Genomic DNA, 24,124 nt, shown 5'->3' with positions numbered 1-24,124 from the left:
ATGGTTTTATAAAGCCAATATAAATAAATCACAGAATATTCACAATTAATTAGAAGAAGCGGCGGATTTGTTAATGTTGAATTTATCTTAGGGCTATAAGATAAAAGAAAATTTAGCCCGTTAAAGGAGAATTGAAACATGGATAAGAAAAAGAAGATAAAAATAGGGGCGGCTGTCGCAGGCGTGGTGATAATTGCAGCGGCAGCAGTTGTTATGTCAGGCGGTAAGAAACAGGCCCAGCCGTCGGGAATGATGATGGGACAGCAGCAGGCGGCTCTGCCGGTTGTGAAAGCGGCCAATCCCACAACAGGAGATATCAGCCTGACCACAGGGCTGACCGGAACGGTTGAGCCGTCGGATGTGGTCTATGTCTATGCAAAGGCCTCCGGCGATGTGACGGCCGTGTATGTGAAAGCGGGAGATACGGTTGCGGCCGGAGATGTGCTTTGCGAAATCGATACCCAGCAGGTAGAGACAGCGCTAAACTCCATGGAATCGGCAGAGGTGAATCTGACGGAAGCCCAGAGCAACCTGAGCCGTATGCAGATTCTCTATGCCAGCGGCGATTTATCGGAACAGGAGTATGAGCAGTACCGCAATAAAGCCACATCGGCCATATTACAGTATGAAGCCGCCAAATTAGCTTATGACAAGCAGGTGGAATACAGCAGGATAACCGCTCCCATCGGAGGAAAAATTGAAAGCTGCGATATAGAAGTTCACGATAACATTTCCCAGTCGAAACAGCTTTGTGTAATTGCAGGAGCAGGAGAAAAACGGGTGTCCTTCTATGTGACGGAGCGCATGATGGCCAACCTGGAAGTGGGGGATGAGATGAATATCACAAAGAACGGTATGAGTTATCAAGCCTACATCAGTGAGATCAGTTCCATGGTGGATGAAACCACCGGTTTATTTAAGGTAAAGGCCGAATTAAAGGATACGGATGCCATTGCAACCGGAAGTACGGTTAAATTAAATCTGGTTACGGAGAAAACGGAAAATGCGATGCTGATTCCGGTAGACGCGATCTATTACAGCGGCGGCGTGGGTTATGTGTATCTTTATAAGGAAGGAAAAGCGGTTCAGGTTCCGATTGAAGTTGGAATCTATGATTCGGAGTATGCGGAGGTTCTGTCAGGAATTTCGGCAGATGATATGGTAGTCAGCACTTGGAGTTCCAACCTTTACGAGGGCGCTTCCGTAAAATTAAAGGGCGAAGAAACGAAAGAGAGCGGTCAGAATGACAAAAAACCACAGGATTCGGCGGCTCCGGTTCCGGCGGCACAGTAGAGGAGGTCTTACATATGGGAATTACAAAATTTGTGCTCAAAAGGCCGGTAACGACGGTCATGGCATTGCTCTGTCTGCTTGTATTCGGTATTTCATCCGTATTTTCCGCCACATTGGAACAGATGCCGGATACCGACCAGCCTATGCTGATTATAAGCGCCAGCTATTCCGGCGCAGGACCGGAAGATATCTGTGAACTGGTGACCGAGCCCATCGAGGATGCGGTAGGCACGCTGGAAGGAATTAAAAGTATGAGCTCTTCATCCAGTGAAAACAGGGCCATGATCATGCTGGAATACGATTATGGAACCGATATGGATGAAGCATATGATGATTTAAAGAAAAAAATGGATAACCTGAGCAGACAGCTTCCCGATGATGCGGAAACCTCTGTGATGGAAATGAATAATAACTCCGGCACCACGATGATGCTTTCCATCAGCCACAAAACGGAAAAGGAATTGTACGATTATGTGGATCAGACGGTTGTGCCGGAATTTGAAAAGATTTCTTCCATAGCGGAAGTGGACGCGATGGGCGGTTCCTCCGAATATGTGAAGATCGAACTGCAGTCGGAGAAAATGGCTCAATATAAAGTGACCATGTCCCAGGCGGCGTCAGCCATCTCAGCGGCTAAACTGTCCTATCCTTCCGGAAGCACCATATCCGGAAATCTGGAACTGTCCGTTACCACATCATTGGAAAATGAAACGGTAGACGACTTAAAGACGGTTCCGATCACCACATCCAGCGGAAAGATCATCTATCTGGAGGATATCGCCAATATTTATGAAGCGGAAGAACAGAGGGGAGGAATTTCCCGGTATAACGGACAGGAAACCATTTCAATTTCCATCAAAAAGCAGCAGAGCAGCACGGCGATGGAAGTGTCCTCGGCTGTTCAAAGCGCCATAGAAAGTTTGGAAGCAGCGGATGAGGATCTGAGCATCAGGATTGTAAACGATACCGCGGATTCGATTCTCAGCTCTTTAAAGGATGTGGCGGAAACCATGGTTTTGGCCGTAATCATTTCCATGGTGATCATATTTATCTTCTTCGGCGATTATAAAGCGTCGCTGATTGTCGGAAGCTCCATCCCGACTTCCATCCTGTTATCCCTGATTTTAATGACCTCCATGGGATTTTCATTAAATGTTATTACAATGAGCGCCCTTGTGCTGGGGGTCGGAATGATGGTGGATAACTCCATTGTAGTGCTGGAAAGCTGTTTCAGGGCAACCCAGGCATCGGAGGATAAGGGAATGCTGGGATATGCCAAATGCGCGCTGGAAGGCACCGGGATCGTCATCCAGTCCATTATCGGTTCCACGGTCACCACATGCGTTGTATTTATCCCTCTGATGTTCTTGCAGGGAATGACAGGGCAGATGTTTAAGCCTTTAGGATTTACCATTGTTTTCTGTATGAGCGCATCTCTGTTTTCCGCTATGACGGTTGTGCCGCTTTGCTATTTGATGTATAAACCCCAGGAAAAGAATCATGCGCCTATGTCAGGGCCGGTTGTGGGAATGCAGAACATTTACCGGAAGGTCATGGCAAGGCTGCTTGAACACAAGGCGGTTGTAATGGTTGTTTCGGTGGCCCTGTTGATTGGAATTTACGTGATGGCAAGCGGCATGGAAGCGGAGCTTATGACGGCAGACGATACCGGAACCATCAAAGTTTCCATTGAAACGAGGCCGGGAATTCTGACGGAAAAGGCCGAGGATATGCTGAACCAGGCGGAAGAGATCGTAAAAAATGACGAGAATGTGGAGTCCTACATGCTCCGCTACAACAACGACAGCGGTTCCATTACCGCCTACCTGAAAGATGACCATGCGATGAAAACGGATGAGATCGCAGAACTTTGGGAGCAGCAGATGTCCGATATCGACAACTGCACCATCACTGCGGAAGCATCCAGTTCCATGAGCTTTATGGGAAGAAAACGGGGATATGAAGTGATCCTGAACGGCACCCAGTACGACGAATTAAAAGAAGTGAGCGATAAGATCGTAAAGGAAATGACAGAGCGGGATGACGTTTTAAATGTCCATTCCAGCATTGAAAATACAGCTCCTATTGTTACCATTAAAGTAGATCCTGTGATGGCATCCGCAGAAGGGCTCAGCGCTTCTGCCATCGGCTCTTCCGTAAAGCAGATGCTGGACGGGGTGGAAGCCACCACGTTAACTGTGGACGGCAAAGAGATCAGCGTCATGTTGGAATACCCGGAAGACGAATACAGAACCATAGACCAGTTAAAAGGAATTATACTGAATACTTCTTCCGGCGGATATGTGGCGCTCACCGATGTGGCTGAAATCTATTTTAAAGACAGCCCGTCTTCGATATCAAAATCCGATAAAGCATATAAGATCACCATTACCGCCGACTATGCAGGCGCTAATGTTAAGTCGCTGATCGACAGCGAAGTGATCAGCCCCAATCTGACAGGAACCATAACTACAGGGGTAAACTCCATGGACCGCATGATGCAGGAAGAATTCTCTTCTCTGTATCTGGCTATTGCAATCGCAGTTTTCATGATCTTTGTAGTTATGTCCGCCCAGTTCGAATCGCCTAAATTTTCATTTATGGTTATGACCACAATTCCTTTCAGCCTTATCGGTTCTTTCGGGCTTTTGAAGCTGACAGGGGTTACCATCAGCATGACATCCCTGCTGGGATTCTTAATTCTGATCGGTACGGTTGTCAATAACGGCATTCTCTACGTGGATACGGTAAACCAGTACCGGATGACAATGGATTTAAAGACAGCGTTAATCGAGGCGGGAGCTACCAGACTCAGGCCGATCCTGATGACCAGTCTGACCACAATTCTTTCCATGATCCCCATGGCGCTGGCTATCGGAAGCAGTGGATCTACAACCCAGGGTCTTGCCATCGTTAATATCGGCGGTCTCACTGCCGGAATTGCGGTAGCCCTGTTTATGCTTCCGGTATACTATGCGGTTATGAACGGAAAGAGGGAACGAAAGGTATTGGATCTGTAGGAAAGGAGGAAACCATGCGAACGAGAAAAATGATAACAGCGTGCTGCCTTACCGGAGTGATTGCGTCTCTGACTCCGTTTTACGCGCTGGCAGGCAGCCCGGAATTTGCTTATACGGCGGAAAAATGGGCTTCTCTGCGGGATAATAAATTGGAATATGACGAAATTGGAGATCTGATTCATGAATATAACAGCACAGTCCTCCAAAATCAGATTGCTTATAAAGAATATCGGGAAGAGGATCAGGACGATATCGCCCAATCCTATTACGATGCGGCTGAGGACATTTACAGCAATATCGAGTATCCGGATTCAGACGATTCCGGGTACGCCGGCCGTCTGTCCGCGGCTCTAAGCAGTGAGCTTCAGGCCGATAAACTGATGGAACAGGGTGACAACAATGTTTCCGACAGCGAGGTCATCAAATTGGGATATGATCAGACGGAGATGGAGCTGGTAAAAAGCGCCCAGACTTTGATGATCAATTACTGGACCCAGCTTTATAATCTGGAAAAGATAAAAAGCAGTAAAGAACTTTCCGAGCTTCAGTATCAGTCTGTGGCGACAAAGCTGACAGCAGGAATTTCTACCCAGGCGGAACTTTTGTCGGCAAAAGAGGCGGTGACATCGGCAGAAGCGTCGATCCGGTCAGCGGAAAGCGCCCTCAGCCAGTCAAAACAGAGCCTGTGCATTATGACAGGATGGAGCTACGGGGCAGAGGTGGAGATCGGAGAGGTTCCGGAGCCGGATCTTTCACGGATCGGGTCTATTGACCTGGAAACGGATATAAAGACCGCTTTGGAGAACAACTACAGCATAAAAATTGTTAAGAAGAAAATTGCCAATGCGAAGAAAACGAGCACAAAAGAGAATCTGGAAGAGACGTTAAAGAGTAATGAACGGACCGCATCAGCCAGCGTTAAAAATGCGTATCAGAACATTTTGCTCACAAAATCCGACTATGACCAGGCGCTTCAGGCATACGAACTGGAAAAGAAAAACATGGATACGGCAGACCGCCAGCTGCAGGCAGGAACCATAACCCCCAATGCTTACCAGCAGCAGAAAGCATCTTTTTCCAATGCGGAAACATCAGTTAAAACCACCAGTCTGTCGCTTACTCAGGCAATCCAGGATTATGACTGGGCGGTCAACGGCCTGGCATCCGTATCATAAAGATGAGGAATAGGAAGGAGGGATTATCAGTGAAATGTAATCGGTTACTATCCATATTCCTGGCGGCAGTTCTGATTACCGGCGCAGCTGCTCCCATCAGTTCTCAGGCAGAAGAGACGCAAACCGTCAGCTATGAAAATCTGAAGGAGCTTCTGAAAGCAGGAAATCTGTCCCTGAAAAGCTCATATGACAGCTATTATGATAATGTAAAAGCATATGAAGAGATGAGAGATACCCTGAAATGGCAGCAGCTGAACCTGGAAGGGAAAGCGGATGACCTGGAGGATTCGGATTCTGAAACGGCGTCCGTCTACTCCTCAAATGCCGCTTCTCTTAAAATGTCATCCAGCCAGCTGACCAAGCAGATCAAGACCATGAATGAAGAAAAAAGCACGAAATCACTGGAAAAATCAGCAGATGCCATGACCATGACAGCCCAGACGCTTATGAATTCCTACAATCAGATGTTGTGCAATATTGAAGCAAAGGAAAAAAGCGTGGAGGCCCAGAGAGCATCCTATTCGGCCGTCACCATAAAAAACGGAATGGGATCAGCTACGGAAGCGGACGTTTTGTCAGCTGAGAAAAGCCTGTTAAGCGCAGAAAACTCCCTGGCCTCTCTGAAAGAAAATGCCTCCCAGTTAAGGGAGCAGCTTCTTACCATGCTGGGAATGGGCAATTCGGAAAGCGTTGTGATCGGAACGATCCCTGAACCGGATCTTGGCGCTATTGATGCCATCGATTTTGAAACAGACCGGCAAAAGGCGGTGAACAACAGCAGCAGCGTACAGAGCGAACGCCACGCGAGCGCAAAAGGCACAGCCAATATAAACCAGAAGTTCAAAAAAGTGGAGGCGGCAGAAAGCGAGGCGGCCGTTTCCATAGAGAGCGTCTATCAGACCCTTCTGCAAAGGCGCATCGAATACCAGGCTGCGCTGGAAGCGTATGAAAGCGCCTGTTTAAGCTACCAGTCACTTCAGATAAAACAAACGGCAGGAATGCTCAGCAATACCGAATATCTGCAAGGGGAAGCTTCTTACCTGGAAAAGAAGGCCGCCAGGGATGTGGCGGGAATGACGTTGTATCAGGCATATGAGACTTATCAGTGGGAAGTAAAAGGAATTTAAAAAAAATTATTTAAGTAGGGTACGCCGGAAAGAAGGGGGAACCTGGACGGACGGCGGAAATGATATGGGATAGGGGATTCGAGTTTCGACCCTAAGAGGTACTAAGGCCGCCAGAGACGGAAAAAGGCAGCGCGGCGCCCATTCGCGATGAACTCTTTATGACTTCATCGCTCAAGGGGCGCCTCAAATGCTGATTCGGAATTCAGCATTTGTCTGCCTTTTTCCGTCTCTGCCGGCCAAGTACCTCTAAGGGTCTGCAAACGATCCCCTATCCCATATCATTTCCGCCGTCCGCCCAGGTTCCCCCTTCTTTCCGGCTGTTGCTGGCCAGCTAAGAGTTAAAAAAATTTTAATCGGAAAGTAAATTTTTACATCAAGGGTGAAGGCTTTTTCAGAAATGCCTTCACCCTTAATGTAAATGTGATTCAACATAAATACGGATGCATAAAAATGTTTTTAACCAGGCCAGCGAAAACCAGCACGTAATCGGGAGGCGGGGCCGGAAGGAAACCGGCTGAGAGGACAACCGAGACGGGGCCGGAAGATTCATAACTTTTTGGCATGGCATTTATAAATAAGTGAGAATGGCTGTGAGCTCTGAGGTGTCTTATACTGGAATGTGAAAAGAGATTTCAGAAAAAAGAGGGCTTCAAGCTTTAAGAAAGGCAGTTCAGCCATCTCTAAGCTTCAGGAGCGGGAAAGGAGTTTTATGAAACATTTTATTGATCCCGGCAGAAAAAGGAACAGTGTTAACTTTGTCGATCACATCGTGTATTCAAGAGTTAAGGATTTGGATGGAAATGATTTGGAGCTGGATCTGTCCATCATGGCTCAGAGCGGGAATATTGAGATGCAGACAGCCGGAGGAGTTATGCCGGAAGCTCACGAAATTGAATATCATCCTGCAATTATCTGGGTGTCCGGCGGAGGGTTCCGCGGTGTGGATAAAAATCAGATGATAGCGGAAACCCAGTTCTTAGCCGATGCGGGCTACACCGTAGTATCCGTTTATTACAGAAGCAGCTCCCAGGGGAAATTCCCGGCCCAGATTGTCGATGTGAAGACAGCGATCCGTTTTTTACGGGCTCATGCGGATCTTTATCACATTGATGTGAACCGGATAGGAATTATGGGGCGTTCGGCAGGAGGATATCTGGCCGCATTTATCGCGATGAATGACGGCGAGTATGAAAGTGAAGAATGGAGCGGTTTCTCTTCCAAAGTTCAGGCGGCCTATGATATGTTCGGTCCGGTGGACATGGTGAAATTGATGGAAGCCGACCAACTGGCCATGGCAAAGGACCCCAACCACCGCTGGAAGACCGTGGAAGACACGCATGCCGGAGCTTTTATGGGCGGGGACCCGGCGACGATGAAAGAGAGGGCAAAAGAGGCCAGCGTGAATCTTAGAATTACGAAAGAGATGTGCCCGATTTTAATTGCTCATGGGGATTCCGATCCATTGGTGCCTTCCTATATCAGCCAGGAATTTTATGATGCCATCAAAGCAGAAGGAATGGAGGACAGAGCCGAGCTCTACCTGCTAAAAAATGGAGAACACGGCTCACCGGAATTCTTTCAGGAAGAAATGAGAGAAATCGCACTGGAATTCTTCCATAAAAACTTAGGCAATTAGAATATAATTACCTTTTGGAAGACACGTATTGTGAAAATGTTTGAAATTGTTTTGAGATAATCTGAAGCAATTCCCGTACCGGAGTTTTAAATGCTTCATTTTGCGGATAAGCTGCTACTAGGTAAAAAAGATAGGGCGAATCGGCGGGAATTGGATCGACTAGGGCCGGATCGACAGCGTTCATACGCGTTTTTGGTAAAAATGCGCAGCATTGCCTGTGATATACGGCTTCCAGGGCGGTGTTAAAAGACGCGGCTTCCATCACTGTTTTCGGAGAGATTCCGATGGAAGCCAGCCATTCGTCCTCCATATAACGGAATGTGGAGCCGGATGGGTGCAGGGCGAAAATTTCATTATTTAATATATTTTTGAACTGATTTGTTGTGACATCTGCAGGAACCGTAAATTTTCCATGAGGCAGTATGAGAACCAGTTCGTCTGTAAAAACAGGAAGGCATTCCAAACCCTCCACATGTAAAAAGGTCGTGGCGATTACCGCCAAATCGGCCTTTTTTTCAGTTAGAAGTTTTTTTGCCTGATATGCATTGGTATCGGCATATTGTATATAAAAATCAGGGTGTTTTTCCCTGAAGAGAGGAAAGATCCGTTTGAGAAAAAAATTGTGGTAAGGCGCATCGATCAGAAGATTCAGGGAATCCTTTTGTTTTCTGCGCATCTCATCCAATGTTTTATTCATCTGTTCCTCAACGTGCAGAATCGTCTGCGCGTTGTTTATAAAGATAATTCCGGCGTCCGTAAGAGTGAGATGGGGCTTACCGCGGATGAAAAGCGGAGCGCCCAGTTCGTCTTCGATTTTCTTTAAGTGGCGCGATAAAACCGGCTGAGACAGATAAAAACGGTCGGCCGCCTGGGATATGGACTTTTCTTCCGCAATCGCAATGATATATTCCAGAATCTTGGTATTCATATCAATCCTCCATGTATTGTGTGAAATGGTGGGCATAATCAAATTCTTTTACAAGATCTAAAAGAGGCGGGCTCCAATTAATCTGGTAATTGGGATTTTCTGCATTGTATTCCAATTCCAGAAAGATCAGAAAACGTTCCGCTTCTGACAACTCATGACCTTTCCTCGTCAAAATACCGGCGTTTAAATGGGCTGGCTGATAGACGCGGAAATAGGAGATTTCCGGACTGTGAACCATATAATAGGCAGGAAGAGGGCCTACGCCTACGCCGGAACGGATCATGGATTCCGCCATAATTATGTTTGGAGAGGAAAATGCGGTCAGAGGCTGGAATCCGGCCCTGGAAAAGAGGGGCTGGACGGCTTGATATAAAGCAGAATCCGGAGCGGGCATAACAAAAGAGGTATCCCGGAATTCTGCCAGGTCTATGTAGGGCAGTGTGCTGAGGGTGTCATAGGAATGTCTGACTAGGCGGTGAAAGGAGGGAACTGCGAGAACGATTTCTTCCGAATGAAGGGGAAGGGACTGCAGTTCCGGATTCATAGTGCCGGTATTAGCCGATAAAGCCAAATCGATCTTTTCCTGAACCAGCAAATCCTGCAGTGAGGAAGAGTATCCTTCATGCGGAATTATCCGGATCTGAGGGAAATACTGGCTGAACTTAGGAAACACGTGGGCGATGAAGAGCGCGCCGCGGTGTGGGGAAATTCCCACGTGAAGTTCCGTAACAGCCGGGCTATCCAAGAGACGGATCGAATCCCTGGTCCGGGTCTGTATGCCCAGAATCTCTCTTGCCGCTTCAATATAGACTTTGCCTGCGGGAGTGGGGTAAAGTCTTTTTCTTTGTGTGAAAAAAAGCTCCATGCCGGTTTGATGTTCCAGTTCAGCAATGTATTTGCTGAGCGCGGGCTGGGAGATGCCTAGCTGTTTGGACGCCTTAGACAGGCTTCCTGTGGCGGCGATGGCTAAAATATAGGGCAGCTGTTTGGTGTTCATGAGAATCCTCCCCATTTTTATCATTTGATAAGAACTATTGGTCAATCTATAACTTTTAGACATAGCATATATAAAAAAGTGAGAATTGTCAATGGTATATTGCTGTATTATACTGAGTGAGAAGTGATAAATATGAATAATTTACATAAAAATAAATGAAAAATAGGCATACATGATGTGCCGGATTGTTCATGTTTTTTGTACGCCAAATTTTATATGAGGAAGGAAAATGTCTTATGAAAAAGAAAATCGCACTTATTACGGCAGCTTTACTATTGGGCACATCACTGGCAGGATGCAGCGGTTCGCAAAAAGCGGCAGCTGATACGGCCGGCACATCGGCAGGGAATGAAAAGAAGGAGGCAGCTGCATCGGGAGAGGTGAAATGGCCGTCCGGTTCCACCATATATTTTGATGTTCCGGCAAAAGCAGGAGGCGGTACAGATTTGATTACCCGCTATGTGACAGCTGGATGGGAGACTTGTCTCTCAGGCGTAAATTTTGTTGTGACCAATTATGACACCTCGGAAGTAGGCGCCCAGCATGCGGCTAAGGCAGATCCCGACGGCATGAATCTGACGGTTGCAGCGTGCGCGAATATGGACAACTATTTATCGGGTTCTTCAGAAGTGAATCCTATGGAAGACCTGACCGTGATCTGTAAAGTTAACGCGGGAGGGCCTCAGGCCTGGATCGCATCACCGGATGCGCCTTATAACAACATGAAGGAGCTGATGGAATACATAAAGGAACATCCCAGCGAGCTGACCGTCGGCTGTACATTGGGCGGTACGTCTCAGCTCATCTGGCTGAATACGCTGGCAGCCATGGAAGAGGGGCTGGATCAGCAGGTGAACTATGTACAGTGTTCCTCAGAAGCGGATAAGCTGACAAATGTGGCGTCCAAAGCGATTGATCTTGGAAACTGCTCGGTCAATAATGCGCTGTCCTATCAGCAGGATGGAAAACTGAAAGTTTTAGGCATTGTAGGGCCGGGATCATTGACAAAAGACGAATGTGCAAAACTGATCGGACAGGAGTTAAATGATTCATTCTTATCCATGCCGGAACAGGGAATCGATGCGGTATGGGATTCCGGATATTACATTATGGGACCGGCAGGTATGGATTCTGCTTTAGTTCAAACGATCAATGAAAGTCTTCAGGGGCTGACGGAAGCTCAGCCGTTTGTGGATGGTATGAACACCATGGCAATGCTTATCGATGTAAAGGATGTGGAAGGTTCCAAAGCTGATTTCCAGACAGAGTGGGATATTAATTATGAATTATTATCCAATCTGGGGCTGATGATCCGCTGATAAAGGATGGTATGATGAACCGGGCCGGCTAAACTGCATTGGCCGGCCCGGTTCGTTGAGAAAAGAGGTGTGATATGAAAAAAGTGAATAAAACATATGTCATGGGTATCGTGTGTATTCTGTTTTCATTCTGGATTTTCTGGGAAACATCCCGGATTCCGGAGCGGCTGGTTTCAAATGAACCGGGTCCTAAATTGTTTCCATATATAGCGGCGTCCGGCATTTTCCTGTTTTCCGTCGTTTCCATGATTTTTGACGGGAGCAAGGAGAGAAAGTCGGAGGGCAAACCATATCTGGATGCCGCCGGCTGGAAACGGACCGGCATCATTCTTGGAGAGACCGTTGTATTTGCTTTGGGAATGAAATATTTCGGCTTTTGGCTTACCTCTATGCTTGGAATGATGATGTTCATTATGACCTTAAAAGGGGATAAGAAAATAAAGACGGTTTTTGCAGTTGTTTTAAGCATTGTATTGGGGACGGTCTGCTATCTTGGCTTTACAAAAGGATTTGTGATTCCGCTGCCTAAAGGAGAGATCTGGTCAATGCTTGGAATCAGTATGATATAGGGAGGAAGGCTAATGGCGACTTATTTGGCTTCATTAATGACGGTTTTGCAGCCGATGAATTTAATCATGCTGTGGGTTTGTGCGGTAATCGGCTGTATTTTAGGCGCGATCCCGGGACTTTCCGGAGGGCTTGGCATTACATTGATTCTGCCGATGACATTTGCGCTCAATACGGAACTCAGCTTTTGTATGCTGCTTGGCATGTACGTGGGAGGTATTTCCGGCTCCTTTATAGCGGCGGTGCTGGTGGGTATTCCTGGTTCGGCCGCATCCATAGCTACCTGTTATGACGGCTATCCGATGACGAAAAAGGGAAAGGCGGCCAGAGCGCTGACCATCGGCATCACCGGTTCCTTTATCGGAACTGCAGTTTCGATTATCGTGGCTACTTTATGTTCCAGCGCGATTGCCGATATCGCTTTGGCTCTGGGGCCGTGGGAATATTTCAGCCTCTGTTTCATGGCAATTTCCCTGGTGGTAGGTTTGAGCCGGGGATCGATCTATAAAGGGCTTCTGGCAGCATTTATCGGCATCTGGCTTTCCACTGTGGGAACGGACCAGGTGACTAACCAGATGCGTTTTACATTTGGAAATTATAATTTATTCGCGGGTATTAACGTTGTTTGTCTTCTGATGGGAACATTTGCGCTGCAGCAGGTTGCCACAAGCTATGCAAAGGGAACCCAGGAAATGCCTGCGGTGGATATGAACGGCCTGAAAGGTTTTGGATTGACAATTAAGGATTTTGTAAAGAGCGCGAAAACCATTATCACCTCTTTGTTCGTAGGGCTTTGGATCGGATTCCTTCCCGGAATGGGTTCCGGTGTTGCCAATATGATTGCCTACGGACAGGCGAAAAAGATGAGCAGGCATCCGGAAGAGTTTGGAACCGGAGTGGATGACGGCGTATGGGCGTCCGAGGTTTCCAATAATGCAGGCGTCGGCGGAGCGCTGATCCCGATGATGAGTCTCGGTATCCCGGGAGACGGAACAACCGTTTTGCTTCTTTCCGCTATGACGATACACGGACTGCAGGCAGGCCCAATGTTCATCTCCACCAATCCAAATCTGGCTTATATGATATTTGCCGCGGTACTGGTGGCTGCCGCCCTCATCTTTGTCACGGAGCTTCTGACCAAAAGATGGTTTCCGCTGCTTCTGAAGGCGCCTTACCATTATCTTTACAGCGCCATTTTAATGATCTGCTTTTTAGGAGCTTTCAGCGCCAGCACTTCCATGTTCAGCGTTTATATGATGATCGCGTTCGGACTGTTTGGAATTATACTGGACTTTTTCGAGATTCCCATGAGCCCGTTAATGCTGTCCTATATCCTGGGCACGAATCTGGAAACTTATTTCCGCCGCGGATGTTCTTATGCAAAAGGCGATATGACTTCATTTTTCACGCGTCCGATATCCTGTATCTTCCTGATCATCGGAATCTACAGCCTGCTTAGTCCTGCGGTAAAATATTTTATCAGAAAAAATAAAAGCAAACGGGCCGCTGCATAAAACCGGCAGCCCGGAAAGGAGTAATATAGGACATGTCAATGAAAGAAGATTATGAAATATACATGGAGCGGAGAAAAAAGCGTCTGAAAGAACCCATGTCAGAGATATGGATGGACCGGGAAAGCAGGTACATGCATCCGTTTCAGATGTACGGAAATCTGTATTACGTGGGAGATAACTGGGTATGTGTGCACCTGATAGACACGGGAGAGGGCCTTCTTCTGATTGACGGAGGAAACTGCGGAGCTACCGCAATGCTGATCCAGTCCATATGGGAGGCCGGTTTTAATCCCGCAGACGTAAAATGGATGATTCTGTCCCACGGCCACGTAGACCACATCGGAGCCGCTGTTTTCTTCAAAAAGATGTTTGGCACCCAGCTCCTTTTAGGCGCTCCCGATGCGAAAATGTTTGAAGAAAACCCGGAACAGTCCGTAATTCAGGAAAGCACCGACTATGCGGACACCCTGTTCAAACCGGACGTCCTGATCCAAGATAACGATGTGATCACCTTTGGAAATACCACAATACAATTTTATCTGGTTCCCGGCCACACAGCCGGCTGCATCGCCTGCTTTTTCGATATCCACGGCGAACAGGGAACAAAGAGAGCCGGATATTACGGCGGCTTCGGCTTCAACACGCTCCTTCGTGAATTTTTAAAAGAAATCGGCGATCCCACCTACCAGATGAGACAAACCTATCTGGATTCTCTGAAAAAAGTAAGAGATCAGCCTGTAGACGTATTCATGGGAAATCACACCAACAACAATAAACTGGTAGAAAAACGCCTCTATATGAAGGAACACCCCGGCGAAAACCCCTTCATAGACAACAAAGCCTGGGCCTCATACCTGGACGAAAAACGCGACAGCCTGCTGTCATTTATGAAAGACCCTGCAAACTTATAATATTAGTCTTATACATTCCACCATATATCCGCTAGCACCTTACTTCATATCAACTTTGTTTTACCTCACTCCCGAGAAAACCAGCATGGAAAAAAGCCGTTCCCGGTTCCGCCCCATCCCTTTTCCATGCGTCCCCTTCGCCAAAAAAGTCAAGGCAAAACAAAAAACCTTGCGATTATATAATCACAAGGTAAACGCGAGAGTAGCGGAAATTGGACTTGAACCAACGACACCACGGGTATGAACCGTGTGCTCTAGCCAGCTGAGCTATTCCGCCATATGAAATTGTATCGATTCTTTCGAATCAGTGGGACCTATAGGGCTCGAACCTATGACCCTCTGCTTGTAAGGCAGATGCTCTCCCAGCTGAGCTAAGATCCCAGGGTTTTGTAGTCTTGCAGACATCTAAAGTGCTGTGCTTGTCGACTGCTTGATTAGTATAATTGATATTGTTTTAATTGTCAATACTTTTTCTACAATTTTTTTCATAATTTTTATTATCATTTCGGGGTGTTTATGATACAATATAGGATAATAAGATTATGGAGGCTTTTATGTATCATTTTATCGTGAATCCCAATGCCTGCTGCGGACGCGGAGCCCGCATCTGGAAGAAACTGGAACGGCAATTAGATTCTGCTAATATCGAATATGAAGCCCATCTGACAAAACAGCAGGGAGATGCAAGGCGGTTTGCCGGCGAATTGACGGAAGGCAGGAAAGAACCGAAGATGATAGTTGCGGTGGGCGGCGACGGTACGGTCAATGAAGTGTTGGACGGTATCAGTTTTTGTGGTCCCATAACATTTGGATATATACCGGCCGGTTCCGGCAATGATCTGGCCCGAAGCCTGAGGATTTCGAAAAATCCTTACCGGGCTTTAAAAAAGATTTTAAATCCCAGATATCATAAGCTTCTGGATTATGGGGTAGTCTCTTATGGAGAGGATGTTATTTCATATAGAAGATTTATGGTCAGCGCGGGAATCGGGCTGGATGCTGCGATCTGCCATAATATGCTTCATTCCGGACTGCGCCGGGGCCTCAGCCGTCTTCATTTAAACGGCTTGAGTTATATTTTGATCGGATTCAGGCAGCTGATGTGCGCGAAACCGGTAAAAGGATACATACTGCTGGATGGTGTGCAGAAGGTGGAATTTAATCACATCTACTTTATTTCGGCACACATTCATCCGTATGAAGGCGGAGGGTTTAAATTTGCACCCAAGGCCGATTACAGCGATGGGAAGCTGGCGGTATGCGTGGCTTCCGGTTCATCCAGGAGAAAGCTGATTCCTGTACTGGCAGGCGCGCGTTTTAAAAAATATGGAAAACGTCCGGGAATCCGGAATTTTGAATGCCGGGAACTGGTCATTCATACGGACAAGCCTTTGGCTGTTCATGTAGACGGCGAAAGCTGTTTATGCCAGCAGGACCTTCAGATTCGATGTATTGAAAAGAAGATAAGGATCATAGTTTAGACATAAAGGAGATTTTTAATATGAGAATAGGACAGGGATATGATGTACACCGTCTGGTGAAAGACCGCAAACTGATTTTGGGAGGGGTGGAAATTCCGTATGAGCTGGGGCTTTTGGGCCATTCCGACGCGGATGTATTGGTACACGCTGTGATGGACGCCCTTTTGGGAGCTGCGGCATTGGGAGATATCGGACAGCATTTTCCGGACACCGATCCGCAATATAAGGGAATCTCCAGCATAGAGCTTCTCAAACATGTGCGGGCGCTTCTGGAAGAGCGTGGATATGTGATTGAAAATATCGATGCCACCATCATTGCACAGCGGCCGAAGCTTGCACCCTACCGCCCTCAGATGACGGCTAATATCGCAGAGGCTCTGAAGCTGGAACCGGGGCGCGTCAGCGTGAAGGCTACCACGGAAGAGGGGCTTGGCTTTACGGGAAATGGCGAAGGAATTTCATCTCAGGCCATAACCCTGTTGACGGAAACCGCTGATTACTGTTATGATGATAAAATACTGGCCAAAGACTGCGGCTCCTGCGGCGGCTGCTGCAAAAAAGCATAGATAGAAGAAGTGAGAGGACAGAGGAAATTATGAAGATCTATAATACCTTAACAAAGAAAAAAGACGAATTTGTGCCTTTGGAAGAAGGCAAGGTTAAGATGTATGTGTGCGGACCTACCGTATATAATTTTATCCATATCGGCAATGCCAGGCCAATGATCGTATTCGATACGGTCAGACGTTATTTTGAATACAAAGGCTATGACGTTAACTATGTATCCAACTTCACCGATGTGGACGATAAGATCATTAAAAAAGCCATTGAAGAAGGCGTGGATGCGGATACAATATCAAAACGCTACATCGAAGAATGCAAAAAGGATATGGAGGCGATGAATGTAAAAGCCGCCACCACACATCCGCTGGCAACCCAGGAAATCTGCGGAATGCTGGATATGATCCAAACATTGATTGATTCCGGCCACGCATATGCGGCGGCGGACGGAACCGTTTATTTCCGCACCAGTTCTTTTAAGGATTACGGCAAATTATCCCATAAGAACCTGGAAGACCTGCAGTCCGGTTTCAGAGAGATCAAGGTAACAGGAGAAGATGGCAAGGAAGATCCTACGGATTTTGTGCTTTGGAAACCGAAAAAAGAAGGGGAGCCTTATTGGGAGTCTCCATGGTGCGAAGGCCGTCCGGGCTGGCATATTGAGTGTTCCGTTATGTCCAAAAAGTATTTGGGAGACCAGATCGATATCCATGCAGGCGGCGAAGACCTGATCTTCCCTCATCATGAGAATGAGATCGCACAGAGCGAGGCGGCCAATGGAAAAGAGTTTGCCCGTTACTGGATGCACAATGCATTTTTAAATATCGACAACAGAAAGATGTCAAAATCTCTGGGCAATTTCTTCACAGTCAGAGAGATCAGCGAGAAATACGATCTTCAGGTGTTGCGCTTCTTCATGCTTAGCGCCCACTACAGAAGCCCGTTGAATTTCAGCGCCGAACTGATGGAAGCGTCTAAAAATGGCCTGGAGCGTATTTTAACTTCCGTAGACCGTTTAAAGGATCTGGAAGGAAAAGTCCAGGGCGAAGCTTTAAAGGAAGACGAGACGGCCGCAAAAGCGGATGCCGATAAACTGGTTGAAAAATATGAAGCTGCTATGGATGACGATTTCAATACGGCAGATGCCATTTCCGCTATATTCGAACTTGTGAAGCTGAGCAATTCCACAGCCAATGAATCAAGCTCTAAGGCTTATGTATGCTTTATGAAAGCCACAATTGAAAAACTCTGCGACGTTCTCGGCATCATCACTGAGAAAAAAGCGGAGATTCTGGACAGTGAGATTGAAGAGATGATCGAAGCCAGACAGCAGGCCAGAAAATCTAAGAATTTTGCCCTTGCAGACGAGATCCGCGGAAAACTTCTGGATATGGGTATCGTTTTGGAAGATACCAGAGAAGGTGTGAAATGGAAGAAAGCATAACGACACAGCTGTCATTTATAGATCACTTTAAAAACAGTCTGAAACTGGGGGAAGTGGATGTGCGCACCTACTCCCCCTTGGTGCTTGCATATATCGGAGATGCGGTTTACGAAGTGGTCATCCGCACAAAAGTGATCAACCACGGAAGCATGCAGGTAAATAAAATGCATAAAAAGAGTTCCAGCCTGGTTAAGGCGGAAACTCAGGCCAGCCTGATTAAAGTGCTGGAAGAAGAATTAACGGAAGAAGAATTGGCGGCTTTTAAGAGAGGGCGCAATGCGAAATCAGTCTCCACCGCGAAGAATGCGTCGGTGATCGACTACCGTATGGCCACCGGATTTGAAGCGCTAATCGGCTACCTGTACTTATCGGAACAGTACGAACGAATGATAACATTGATCAGCCATGGGCTTGAAAAGATTGGAGAATTGGAATGAGATACGAAGAGTTTACCATAGAAGGAAGAAATGCGGTTCTGGAGGCATTTCGCTCCGGTAAGACCATCGATAAGCTTTTTGTGCTGGATGGATGCAAGGACGGTCCTGTTCAGAGCATAACGCGGGAGGCCAGAAAACAGGATACGATCATCAACTATGTGGCCAAAGAACGTCTGGACCAGATATCGGAAACAGGAAAACACCAGGGCGTGATCGCTTATGCGGCCGCTTATGAATATGCTGAGGTAGAAGACATCCTGAAAGCGGCGGAAGAAAAAGGGGAACCTCCTTTTATCTTTTTGCTGGATGGAATAGAAGATCCTCATAACCTGGGCGCCATCATCCGTACTGCCAATCTGGCCGGCGCTCACGGCGTCATCATACCTAAGAGAAGGGCCGCAGGCCTGACGGCGACTGTGGCAAAAACCTCCGCAGGAGCCTTAAATTATACTCCGGTTGCCAAAGTGACCAATCTGGCGGCAACCATAGAAGATTTGAAGAAGAAAGGCCTCTGGTTTGTCTGCGCGGATATGGGCGGCGAACTGATGTACCGCCTGGATCTGAAAGGCCCCATCGGCCTTGTAATTGGAAATGAAGGCGACGGCGTGGGAAAACTGATCCGTGAAAAATGCGACATGATCGCGTCCATTCCCATGAAAGGCGATATCGATTCCTTAAACGCATCGGTTGCGGCCGGGGTTCTGGCCTATGAGATCGTAAGACAGCGTCTGCTGTAAGCGCAATAATTCAGCCTTCCGATACCTGCGTTGGTAACGGAGGGCTGAACTATTACCTGTAAGGAAAACGTAAGTGACAAAAAGATTTACATTATACGATAAAAAGACTATAATGTAATCGTAACCAGAAATAAATACGGAGGTTTTAATTATGAAGAAAAGGAATATATCCGCCGGATTTCTGGCCGTTGTGTTAACAGCAGGCTTAATGGCATGTTCATCCGTCGGCAGTGAAGCCGTACAGAGCAGTGCAGCGGAAACCACCGCAGCATTGGTTGTGATTGAAGATAACCAGATCCCTTTATATGAGAAGCCGGCCAGCAGCAACGTCCGCCAGCCACAGGCATCCGGAAGCGTTGTATATAATAATAGTAAAGTGCTTTTGGACGCATCCAACTCCGGCCAGGGTTATGTGATGTTAAAATATACGGGCAGCAATGCGAAGATCAAAGTTCAGATTACCAAAAGCGGAAAAGAAACCTATACCTATGATCTGAACGCAAGAGATGATTACGAAGTATTCCCATTATCGGAAGGAAATGGTTCTTATTCGGTAAAGGTATTTGAAAATGTTACAGGCAACCAGTATTCACAAGCATTCAGCCAGGATCTTTCCGTAACAATCGCAGATGAATTCGCCCCGTTTTTGTATCCGAATCAATATGTGAATTTCAGCAGCAACTGTGCGGCGGTACAGACAGGCGCTCAGATTGCGTCAGGGATCAACGATCCGATCGAAGTCGTCTCTGCGGTATACAATTACGTAGTAACAAACCTCACTTACGATACAGCCAAAGCTTCCAGCGTTAAATCGGGATATCTGCCCGATGTGGACACGGTTCTCGCACAGAAAAAGGGCATCTGCTTTGACTACGCAGCTCTTATGACGGCAATGCTCCGTTCCCAGAACATACCGACCAAGCTGGTAGTAGGATATACCGGCAGCGTATACCATGCATGGGTCAATGTTTATATCGACAATGTGGGCTGGGTTGATGGCATGATTTTCTTCGACGGAACCGACTGGCAGCTGATGGACCCCACCTTTGCATCCTCCGGAAAACAAAGCAAAGAGATCATGGAATACATCGGCAACGCATCCAATTATCAAGCCAAATTCTTATACTAAACGAAATGCAAATCTTTATTTAGTTAACTAAGAAACGCCGGAAAGAAGGGGAAACCTGGGCGGGCGGCGGAACTAGAGAAAGGCAGGGGATCGTGTGCAGACCCTTAGTGATACTTGGTCGGCAAGAGCGGAAAAAGGCAGACAAATACTGAATTCCGAATCAGTATTTGAGGCGCCCTTGAGCGATGAAGTCATAAAGAGTTCACCGCGAATGGCGCCGCGCTGCCTTTTTCCGCTCTTGCCGGCCTAGTATCACTTAGGGTCGTAACCCGAATCCCCTGCCTTTCTCTAGTTCCGCCGTCCGCCCAGGTTTCCCCTTCTTTCCGGCTGTTGCTTGGCTAGCTAAGTAAAAAAGATTTTGCGGAATAGTAAGTAAGTTTTTACATCAAGGGTGAAGGCATTTTCGGAAAAGCCTTGAGGATTTAATGTAAAGGGTGATGTCTTTTCGCGAAAAGCTTTGATGTTTAAAGTAAAACATGAAGGCATTTCTGATAATCCCTTAAAGATTAATGTAAATGTGATGCTACATAAATACCTAGTAACTCATATTGTTTTTAACCAGGCTAGCGAAAACCAGCACGGAATGGGGAGGCGGAGCCGGAAGCCAATGGTCGGAGGGGCTGTCCGGGCCGGGGAAGGAAGATGCCGCCAAATGGGATCGTATGGAACCCCTTTAGAACTACTTAGGTCCGTAAGGACAGAACGAGGCAGGTAAAAACTGATTTCCGTCTCAGTTTTTAAAGCGCCCTTGAGCAGCGAAGTCATCAAGAGTTCAATGCGAATGGCGCTGGCCTGCCTCGTTCTGTCCTTACGGGCCTTAGTAGCTCTTAGGGGCGAATCCCGAATCCCATTTGGCGGCATCTTCCTTCCCCGGCCCGGACAGCCCCTCCGACCATTGGCTTCCGGCTCCGCCTCCCCATTCCGGGCGTCCCCCTTCGCCAACCCCGTTAAATAACAATTTAGTGCAGCCCCCATTTTTTGTATTCTCATATTTACTTCCAAGTTGAGAAATAGTATACTTGGTAACAGGTGACAGGAAGGAGAAAAAGTGATGGCAAAAAAAATGGAACGGAAATATTCATACGAAGAACTGTCAGCATTCTGCCTCCAGATATCATTGCTTCTGGGCTCTGCGATCCCTTTAGATGAAGGGCTTTCGATAATGGCAGAGGATGCGGCGACGGAATCTGAAAAAGAGATGCTGTTATATATATCGGAAGAAGTGGAGCTTGGAGAACCATTTGCAGAGGTGCTGGAAAAGACGGAAGCATTTCCCCCTTATGTGGTGAGGATGGCGAAACTGGGGCAGCAGACGGGTACTCTTGATCAGATTATGGAATCCTTGTCCGTGTACTATGAAAAAGAGAATGCGCTACTCAGAAGCATCCGTAATGCGGTTACATATCCGATCATTATGGTGTTTATGCTTTTAGTGGTATTGTTTGTGCTGTTCATTAAGGTTATGCCTATTTTTGAAGATGTGTATGCCCAGCTGGGGGCGCAGATTTCTCCGGTTTCCAAGTCGGCCATTCAATTGGGAGGCATTTTCAGCGGCGCTGCCTTAGCGGTATCCTGCGTTCTTGCTGCAGTGGTAGCGGTGATCTGGATTGCGTCCAAGTTTGGGAAGAAGTTTCATGTGGTGGAATCATTTATGGATTCCATGAAACGTAAGAGCAAGATAGCCCTTGCGGTGGCAAACAGAAGATTTACCTCTGTTCTGGCTCTGACTTTGAAGAGCGGAATGGAATTGGAAAAGGGTATGGGCCTGGCACAGGAGCTGGTGGAAAACAGTAAGGTGGAGGAACAGATTCGCAGGTGCGGCGAGGACCTGGAAGACGGAAGCAGTTATTATGATGCGATGAAAAAGACTGGGCTGTTCAGCGGTTTTCATATCCAGATGATCAAGGTTGGCAGCAGAAGCGGCCGCCTGGACACTGTGATGGAGGAAATCTCTAAGGATTACGAACAGCAGGCGGACAATGCCATCGACAATATGATTGCCAGATTTGAGCCAACGGTAGTCGCAGTTCTGGCGGTTTCGGTAGGACTGATCCTGTTGTCCGTAATGCTTCCTTTAGTCGGCGTGTTGTCGGCAATCGGCTGATATGAGGTACATAAATGGTTGAAAAGAAAAAAGAAAAGAGATCAATAATCGGAATTCTGCTGTCCGCAGTGCTGTTTGCTGCGGTTCTGTGCATCTTCTGGCTGGGAGTTTCTTTCTTTTCCGCGAAGGCGGATGAGAAGGGGGCCGACACGTTAAGGCGCGGAATCAGCAGGGCGTCGGTACAATGCTATGCGATTGAAGGGCGGTATCCGCCAAGCGTGGCTTATCTTGAGGAAAATTACGGAATTCAGATCGATGAAAGCCGCTATAATGTGTTTTACAGCGGATTTGCATCCAATATTATGCCGGAGATAACGGTTATTCCGGTAAAGAAAGAATCAGGAGGCGGATGGGATGGGAAATAAATCCGTGCATAAAGGCCAAACCATGAATACGCTTTTTACAATGCTCCTTTTTCTGGTTTTTGTGTTGTGCGCTCTGTTTACCGTACTGATCGGCGGCAAGGTGTATGAGAATATTACGGCGCGTATGGATGAAAATTATACGGGAAGTACGGCGCTTAATTATATTGCCAATAAAGTACGCCAGGGGGATGCTTACGGAGGCATTCAGGTGAAGGAAGTGGAGGACACCCCGGTTTTGGAGCTGTCCCAGGAAATCAACGGCGAAACGTATATGACCATGATTTATTATAAAGACGGGAGCATCCGTGAATTGTTTACGGATACTCAAAGCGGACTGGGGTTATCGGACGGACTGGAGATTATCGAATGCGACGGTCTGAATCTGAGCCAGGATGGCCGCCTGATTACGGTGGAGACTACGGGAGAGGGCGGAAGCAGCCTGACGTTGTCCCTGAGAAGCGGAGGCGGTGCAGATGAGTAAAAAAAGAGAAACTCCGTCAGGAATGTTTATGATGGAAATGATTATGGTTGTATTTTTCTTCATTTTATGTGCCAGCACCTGTATTCTGGTCTTTGTTAAAGCGAATAACATGAGCCGTCAGGCCAAAGATTTAAATCAGGGAGTATTGATGGTGGAAAGCATTGTTGAGATATGGAAGGCAGAAGGAGAAAAGGGACTGACTGAAAAAGTGGGCGCACAGGCTCACGGAGACGGGAAACCAAGGTACGATGTGTACTGGAACCAGGATTGGAAGCCGGCAACCGGGGAAGCGGAGGCCGTTTACCGGGGGGATATCACATTATCGGAAAAAGACGGAATGTCCTATGCTGAAGTGGTGATTTTCAAAATGGAAGATAACGATGAAGTATTTCGTTTAGAAGCGCAAAAATATAGACGGACAGTGAGGGAAGACGGATGAAGGGAAGAATGAATATCGGAAGCACCTCTCTGATCCTGATTTTTATCGTGCTGTGCCTGGCAACGTTTGGGCTTTTATCGCTCAGCAGCGCCAAGGGAGACTGGAATTTGGCTCAAAAAGGAGCGGCGTCGGCCCGCATTTATTACCAGGCGGACAGTGACGGTGAAAATTTCCTTAAAATGGCGGACGAAAAGATTAAGGAAGCATTTTCGGCGCCGGGAGAGGAAGGGCTGGAAAATGCTCTTGAAAAAACGCTGGGAGATTATTACAGAGCGGATTCCGGCACGGTTGAAACGGATATTCCTATGGAATATGGCCAGGTTCTGCATATTGCCCTTCAGGTGACGAAAGAGGGCAAAAACCTGTATGAGATTTCAGAGTGGAAAGTATTTAATCAGGATGAATACGAGATTGATGATTCCATGCCGGTTTGGACCGGTGGATGAATGAAACTTTTGA

23 protein-coding genes and 2 tRNA genes are annotated in these 24,124 nt (G+C 47.2%); 20 read left to right on the top strand and 5 right to left on the bottom strand.

Annotation, left to right across the window (positions count from 1 at the left end; genetic code table 11):
• Window positions 1–138: 138 nt before the first annotated feature.
• From C0033_RS06605 to C0033_RS06585, 5 genes are all read left to right on the top strand, one after another.
• Window positions 139–1,293 (top strand): efflux RND transporter periplasmic adaptor subunit, encoded by a 1,155-nt coding sequence (locus tag C0033_RS06605; RefSeq protein ID WP_103227091.1) that lies wholly within the window; start codon window positions 139–141, stop codon window positions 1,291–1,293.
• Between the two features lie 14 nt (window positions 1,294–1,307).
• Window positions 1,308–4,313, top strand: a complete 3,006-nt coding sequence (locus C0033_RS06600; RefSeq protein ID WP_103227090.1) for an efflux RND transporter permease subunit — start codon at window positions 1,308–1,310, stop codon at window positions 4,311–4,313.
• 14 nt (window positions 4,314–4,327) lie between these two features.
• The gene (locus tag C0033_RS06595) at window positions 4,328–5,488 is read left to right on the top strand and encodes a TolC family protein (RefSeq protein ID WP_103227089.1); all 1,161 of its coding nucleotides are present in this window, start codon (window positions 4,328–4,330) and stop codon (window positions 5,486–5,488) included.
• A 29-nt stretch (window positions 5,489–5,517) separates the two neighbouring features.
• Window positions 5,518–6,615 carry a hypothetical protein gene (locus tag C0033_RS06590; RefSeq protein ID WP_103227088.1) on the top strand — a complete coding sequence of 366 codons (1,098 nt, stop codon included), beginning with the start codon at window positions 5,518–5,520 and terminating at the stop codon, window positions 6,613–6,615.
• Between the two features lie 709 nt (window positions 6,616–7,324).
• Window positions 7,325–8,251 (top strand): alpha/beta hydrolase, encoded by a 927-nt coding sequence (locus C0033_RS06585; protein WP_146043742.1) that lies wholly within the window; start codon window positions 7,325–7,327, stop codon window positions 8,249–8,251.
• Between the two features lie 7 nt (window positions 8,252–8,258).
• Here the strand turns inward: C0033_RS06585 and C0033_RS06580 are convergent, their stop codons facing one another.
• Together C0033_RS06580 and C0033_RS06575 are read right to left on the bottom strand one after the other, a co-directional pair.
• Complete coding sequence (locus C0033_RS06580) at window positions 8,259–9,179, bottom strand: LysR family transcriptional regulator (protein ID WP_180994596.1); 921 nt, start codon at window positions 9,177–9,179, stop codon at window positions 8,259–8,261.
• A 1-nt stretch (window position 9,180) separates the two neighbouring features.
• Window positions 9,181–10,176 carry a LysR family transcriptional regulator gene (locus C0033_RS06575; protein ID WP_180994595.1) on the bottom strand — a complete coding sequence of 332 codons (996 nt, stop codon included), beginning with the start codon at window positions 10,174–10,176 and terminating at the stop codon, window positions 9,181–9,183.
• Window positions 10,177–10,412: 236 nt separating this feature from the next.
• Here C0033_RS06575 and C0033_RS06570 point away from each other — a divergent pair, with 236 nt between their 5' ends.
• The 4 genes from C0033_RS06570 to C0033_RS06555 all read left to right on the top strand — a co-directional run bounded on the left by C0033_RS06570 (window position 10,413) and on the right by C0033_RS06555 (window position 14,487).
• Complete coding sequence (locus tag C0033_RS06570) at window positions 10,413–11,495, top strand: tripartite tricarboxylate transporter substrate-binding protein (protein WP_180994594.1); 1,083 nt, start codon at window positions 10,413–10,415, stop codon at window positions 11,493–11,495.
• A gap of 74 nt (window positions 11,496–11,569) precedes the next feature.
• Window positions 11,570–12,064: a tripartite tricarboxylate transporter TctB family protein gene (locus C0033_RS06565; protein WP_103227083.1), complete on the top strand. Its 495-nt coding sequence runs from the start codon at window positions 11,570–11,572 to the stop codon at window positions 12,062–12,064.
• Window positions 12,065–12,076: 12 nt separating this feature from the next.
• On the top strand, window positions 12,077–13,576 hold the full coding sequence (locus C0033_RS06560; protein WP_103227082.1) for a tripartite tricarboxylate transporter permease: 1,500 nt from the start codon (window positions 12,077–12,079) through the stop codon (window positions 13,574–13,576).
• A 32-nt stretch (window positions 13,577–13,608) separates the two neighbouring features.
• Complete coding sequence (locus C0033_RS06555) at window positions 13,609–14,487, top strand: MBL fold metallo-hydrolase (RefSeq protein WP_242984434.1); 879 nt, start codon at window positions 13,609–13,611, stop codon at window positions 14,485–14,487.
• Window positions 14,488–14,690: 203 nt separating this feature from the next.
• On the opposite strand, the gene C0033_RS06550 is transcribed toward C0033_RS06555, so the two are convergent.
• Window positions 14,691–14,764: transfer RNA gene (locus tag C0033_RS06550), tRNA-Met, on the bottom strand.
• Window positions 14,765–14,795: 31 nt separating this feature from the next.
• A tRNA-Val gene (locus tag C0033_RS06545) sits at window positions 14,796–14,868 on the bottom strand.
• A gap of 173 nt (window positions 14,869–15,041) precedes the next feature.
• Here C0033_RS06545 and C0033_RS06540 point away from each other — a divergent pair.
• The 6 genes from C0033_RS06540 (at window position 15,042) to C0033_RS06515 (ending at window position 20,276) form a co-directional block, all read left to right on the top strand.
• Window positions 15,042–15,968, top strand: a complete 927-nt coding sequence (locus C0033_RS06540) for a YegS/Rv2252/BmrU family lipid kinase (protein ID WP_103227081.1) — start codon at window positions 15,042–15,044, stop codon at window positions 15,966–15,968.
• Between the two features lie 20 nt (window positions 15,969–15,988).
• Window positions 15,989–16,534 carry a 2-C-methyl-D-erythritol 2,4-cyclodiphosphate synthase gene (gene ispF / locus C0033_RS06535; RefSeq protein WP_103227080.1) on the top strand — a complete coding sequence of 182 codons (546 nt, stop codon included), beginning with the start codon at window positions 15,989–15,991 and terminating at the stop codon, window positions 16,532–16,534.
• 29 nt (window positions 16,535–16,563) lie between these two features.
• Window positions 16,564–17,973, top strand: coding sequence for a cysteine--tRNA ligase (gene cysS / locus C0033_RS06530; RefSeq protein WP_103227079.1), 1,410 nt, complete (start codon window positions 16,564–16,566; stop codon window positions 17,971–17,973).
• A complete protein-coding gene (locus C0033_RS06525; protein ID WP_103227078.1) occupies window positions 17,958–18,410 on the top strand; it encodes a ribonuclease III domain-containing protein in 453 nt (150 codons plus the stop codon). The genes cysS and C0033_RS06525 overlap by 16 nt, the downstream gene beginning before the upstream one ends.
• Window positions 18,407–19,147 (top strand): 23S rRNA (guanosine(2251)-2'-O)-methyltransferase RlmB, encoded by a 741-nt coding sequence (gene rlmB / locus C0033_RS06520; protein WP_103227077.1) that lies wholly within the window; start codon window positions 18,407–18,409, stop codon window positions 19,145–19,147. Before C0033_RS06525 ends, rlmB begins: the two co-directional genes overlap by 4 nt.
• Window positions 19,148–19,298: 151 nt before the next feature.
• Window positions 19,299–20,276 (top strand): transglutaminase-like domain-containing protein, encoded by a 978-nt coding sequence (locus tag C0033_RS06515; RefSeq protein ID WP_103227076.1) that lies wholly within the window; start codon window positions 19,299–19,301, stop codon window positions 20,274–20,276.
• A gap of 817 nt (window positions 20,277–21,093) precedes the next feature.
• Here the strand turns inward: C0033_RS06515 and C0033_RS26890 are convergent.
• Window positions 21,094–21,234, bottom strand: a complete 141-nt coding sequence (locus tag C0033_RS26890; RefSeq protein ID WP_180994593.1) for a hypothetical protein — start codon at window positions 21,232–21,234, stop codon at window positions 21,094–21,096.
• A gap of 93 nt (window positions 21,235–21,327) precedes the next feature.
• Between C0033_RS26890 and C0033_RS06505 the strand changes: the two genes are divergently transcribed.
• From C0033_RS06505 to C0033_RS06485, 5 genes are read left to right on the top strand one after another with little or no spacing between them, the layout of a single operon-like run.
• Window positions 21,328–22,380, top strand: coding sequence for a type II secretion system F family protein (locus C0033_RS06505; protein WP_103227074.1), 1,053 nt, complete (start codon window positions 21,328–21,330; stop codon window positions 22,378–22,380).
• 14 nt (window positions 22,381–22,394) lie between these two features.
• A complete protein-coding gene (locus C0033_RS06500) occupies window positions 22,395–22,745 on the top strand; it encodes a hypothetical protein (protein ID WP_103227073.1) in 351 nt (116 codons plus the stop codon).
• Window positions 22,735–23,226 carry a DUF4860 domain-containing protein gene (locus C0033_RS06495; protein ID WP_103227072.1) on the top strand — a complete coding sequence of 164 codons (492 nt, stop codon included), beginning with the start codon at window positions 22,735–22,737 and terminating at the stop codon, window positions 23,224–23,226. The genes C0033_RS06500 and C0033_RS06495 overlap by 11 nt, the downstream gene beginning before the upstream one ends.
• A complete protein-coding gene (locus C0033_RS06490) occupies window positions 23,219–23,665 on the top strand; it encodes a hypothetical protein (protein ID WP_103227071.1) in 447 nt (148 codons plus the stop codon). Before C0033_RS06495 ends, C0033_RS06490 begins: the two co-directional genes overlap by 8 nt.
• Window positions 23,662–24,111, top strand: coding sequence for a short-chain dehydrogenase (locus C0033_RS06485; protein ID WP_103227070.1), 450 nt, complete (start codon window positions 23,662–23,664; stop codon window positions 24,109–24,111). The genes C0033_RS06490 and C0033_RS06485 overlap by 4 nt, the downstream gene beginning before the upstream one ends.
• The last annotated feature ends 13 nt before the right edge of the window (window positions 24,112–24,124 follow it).

This window comes from Clostridium sp. chh4-2 (genome assembly GCF_002899675.1).
Classification (GTDB): Bacteria; Bacillota; Clostridia; order Lachnospirales; family Lachnospiraceae; genus CHH4-2.
This window is presented reverse-complemented; position numbering and strand designations above follow the sequence as displayed.

Excerpts from the sequence above, each read along its gene's own strand:
- C0033_RS06605 (WP_103227091.1), top strand. The coding sequence starts at position 139 with ATGGATAAGAAAAAGAAGATAAAAATAGGGGCGGCTGTCGCAGGCGTG.
- C0033_RS06600 (WP_103227090.1), top strand. The coding sequence starts at position 1,308 with ATGGGAATTACAAAATTTGTGCTCAAAAGGCCGGTAACGACGGTCATG.
- C0033_RS06595 (WP_103227089.1), top strand. The coding sequence starts at position 4,328 with ATGCGAACGAGAAAAATGATAACAGCGTGCTGCCTTACCGGAGTGATT.
- C0033_RS06585 (WP_146043742.1), top strand. The coding sequence starts at position 7,325 with ATGAAACATTTTATTGATCCCGGCAGAAAAAGGAACAGTGTTAACTTT.
- C0033_RS06580 (WP_180994596.1), bottom strand. The coding sequence starts at position 9,179 with ATGAATACCAAGATTCTGGAATATATCATTGCGATTGCGGAAGAAAAG.
- C0033_RS06575 (WP_180994595.1), bottom strand. The coding sequence starts at position 10,176 with ATGAACACCAAACAGCTGCCCTATATTTTAGCCATCGCCGCCACAGGA.
- C0033_RS06570 (WP_180994594.1), top strand. The coding sequence starts at position 10,413 with ATGAAAAAGAAAATCGCACTTATTACGGCAGCTTTACTATTGGGCACA.
- C0033_RS06565 (WP_103227083.1), top strand. The coding sequence starts at position 11,570 with ATGAAAAAAGTGAATAAAACATATGTCATGGGTATCGTGTGTATTCTG.
- C0033_RS06560 (WP_103227082.1), top strand. The coding sequence starts at position 12,077 with ATGGCGACTTATTTGGCTTCATTAATGACGGTTTTGCAGCCGATGAAT.
- C0033_RS06555 (WP_242984434.1), top strand. The coding sequence starts at position 13,609 with ATGTCAATGAAAGAAGATTATGAAATATACATGGAGCGGAGAAAAAAG.
- C0033_RS06540 (WP_103227081.1), top strand. The coding sequence starts at position 15,042 with ATGTATCATTTTATCGTGAATCCCAATGCCTGCTGCGGACGCGGAGCC.
- ispF (WP_103227080.1), top strand. The coding sequence starts at position 15,989 with ATGAGAATAGGACAGGGATATGATGTACACCGTCTGGTGAAAGACCGC.
- cysS (WP_103227079.1), top strand. The coding sequence starts at position 16,564 with ATGAAGATCTATAATACCTTAACAAAGAAAAAAGACGAATTTGTGCCT.
- C0033_RS06525 (WP_103227078.1), top strand. The coding sequence starts at position 17,958 with ATGGAAGAAAGCATAACGACACAGCTGTCATTTATAGATCACTTTAAA.
- rlmB (WP_103227077.1), top strand. The coding sequence starts at position 18,407 with ATGAGATACGAAGAGTTTACCATAGAAGGAAGAAATGCGGTTCTGGAG.
- C0033_RS06515 (WP_103227076.1), top strand. The coding sequence starts at position 19,299 with ATGAAGAAAAGGAATATATCCGCCGGATTTCTGGCCGTTGTGTTAACA.
- C0033_RS06505 (WP_103227074.1), top strand. The coding sequence starts at position 21,328 with ATGGCAAAAAAAATGGAACGGAAATATTCATACGAAGAACTGTCAGCA.
- C0033_RS06500 (WP_103227073.1), top strand. The coding sequence starts at position 22,395 with ATGGTTGAAAAGAAAAAAGAAAAGAGATCAATAATCGGAATTCTGCTG.
- C0033_RS06495 (WP_103227072.1), top strand. The coding sequence starts at position 22,735 with ATGGGAAATAAATCCGTGCATAAAGGCCAAACCATGAATACGCTTTTT.
- C0033_RS06490 (WP_103227071.1), top strand. The coding sequence starts at position 23,219 with ATGAGTAAAAAAAGAGAAACTCCGTCAGGAATGTTTATGATGGAAATG.
- C0033_RS06485 (WP_103227070.1), top strand. The coding sequence starts at position 23,662 with ATGAAGGGAAGAATGAATATCGGAAGCACCTCTCTGATCCTGATTTTT.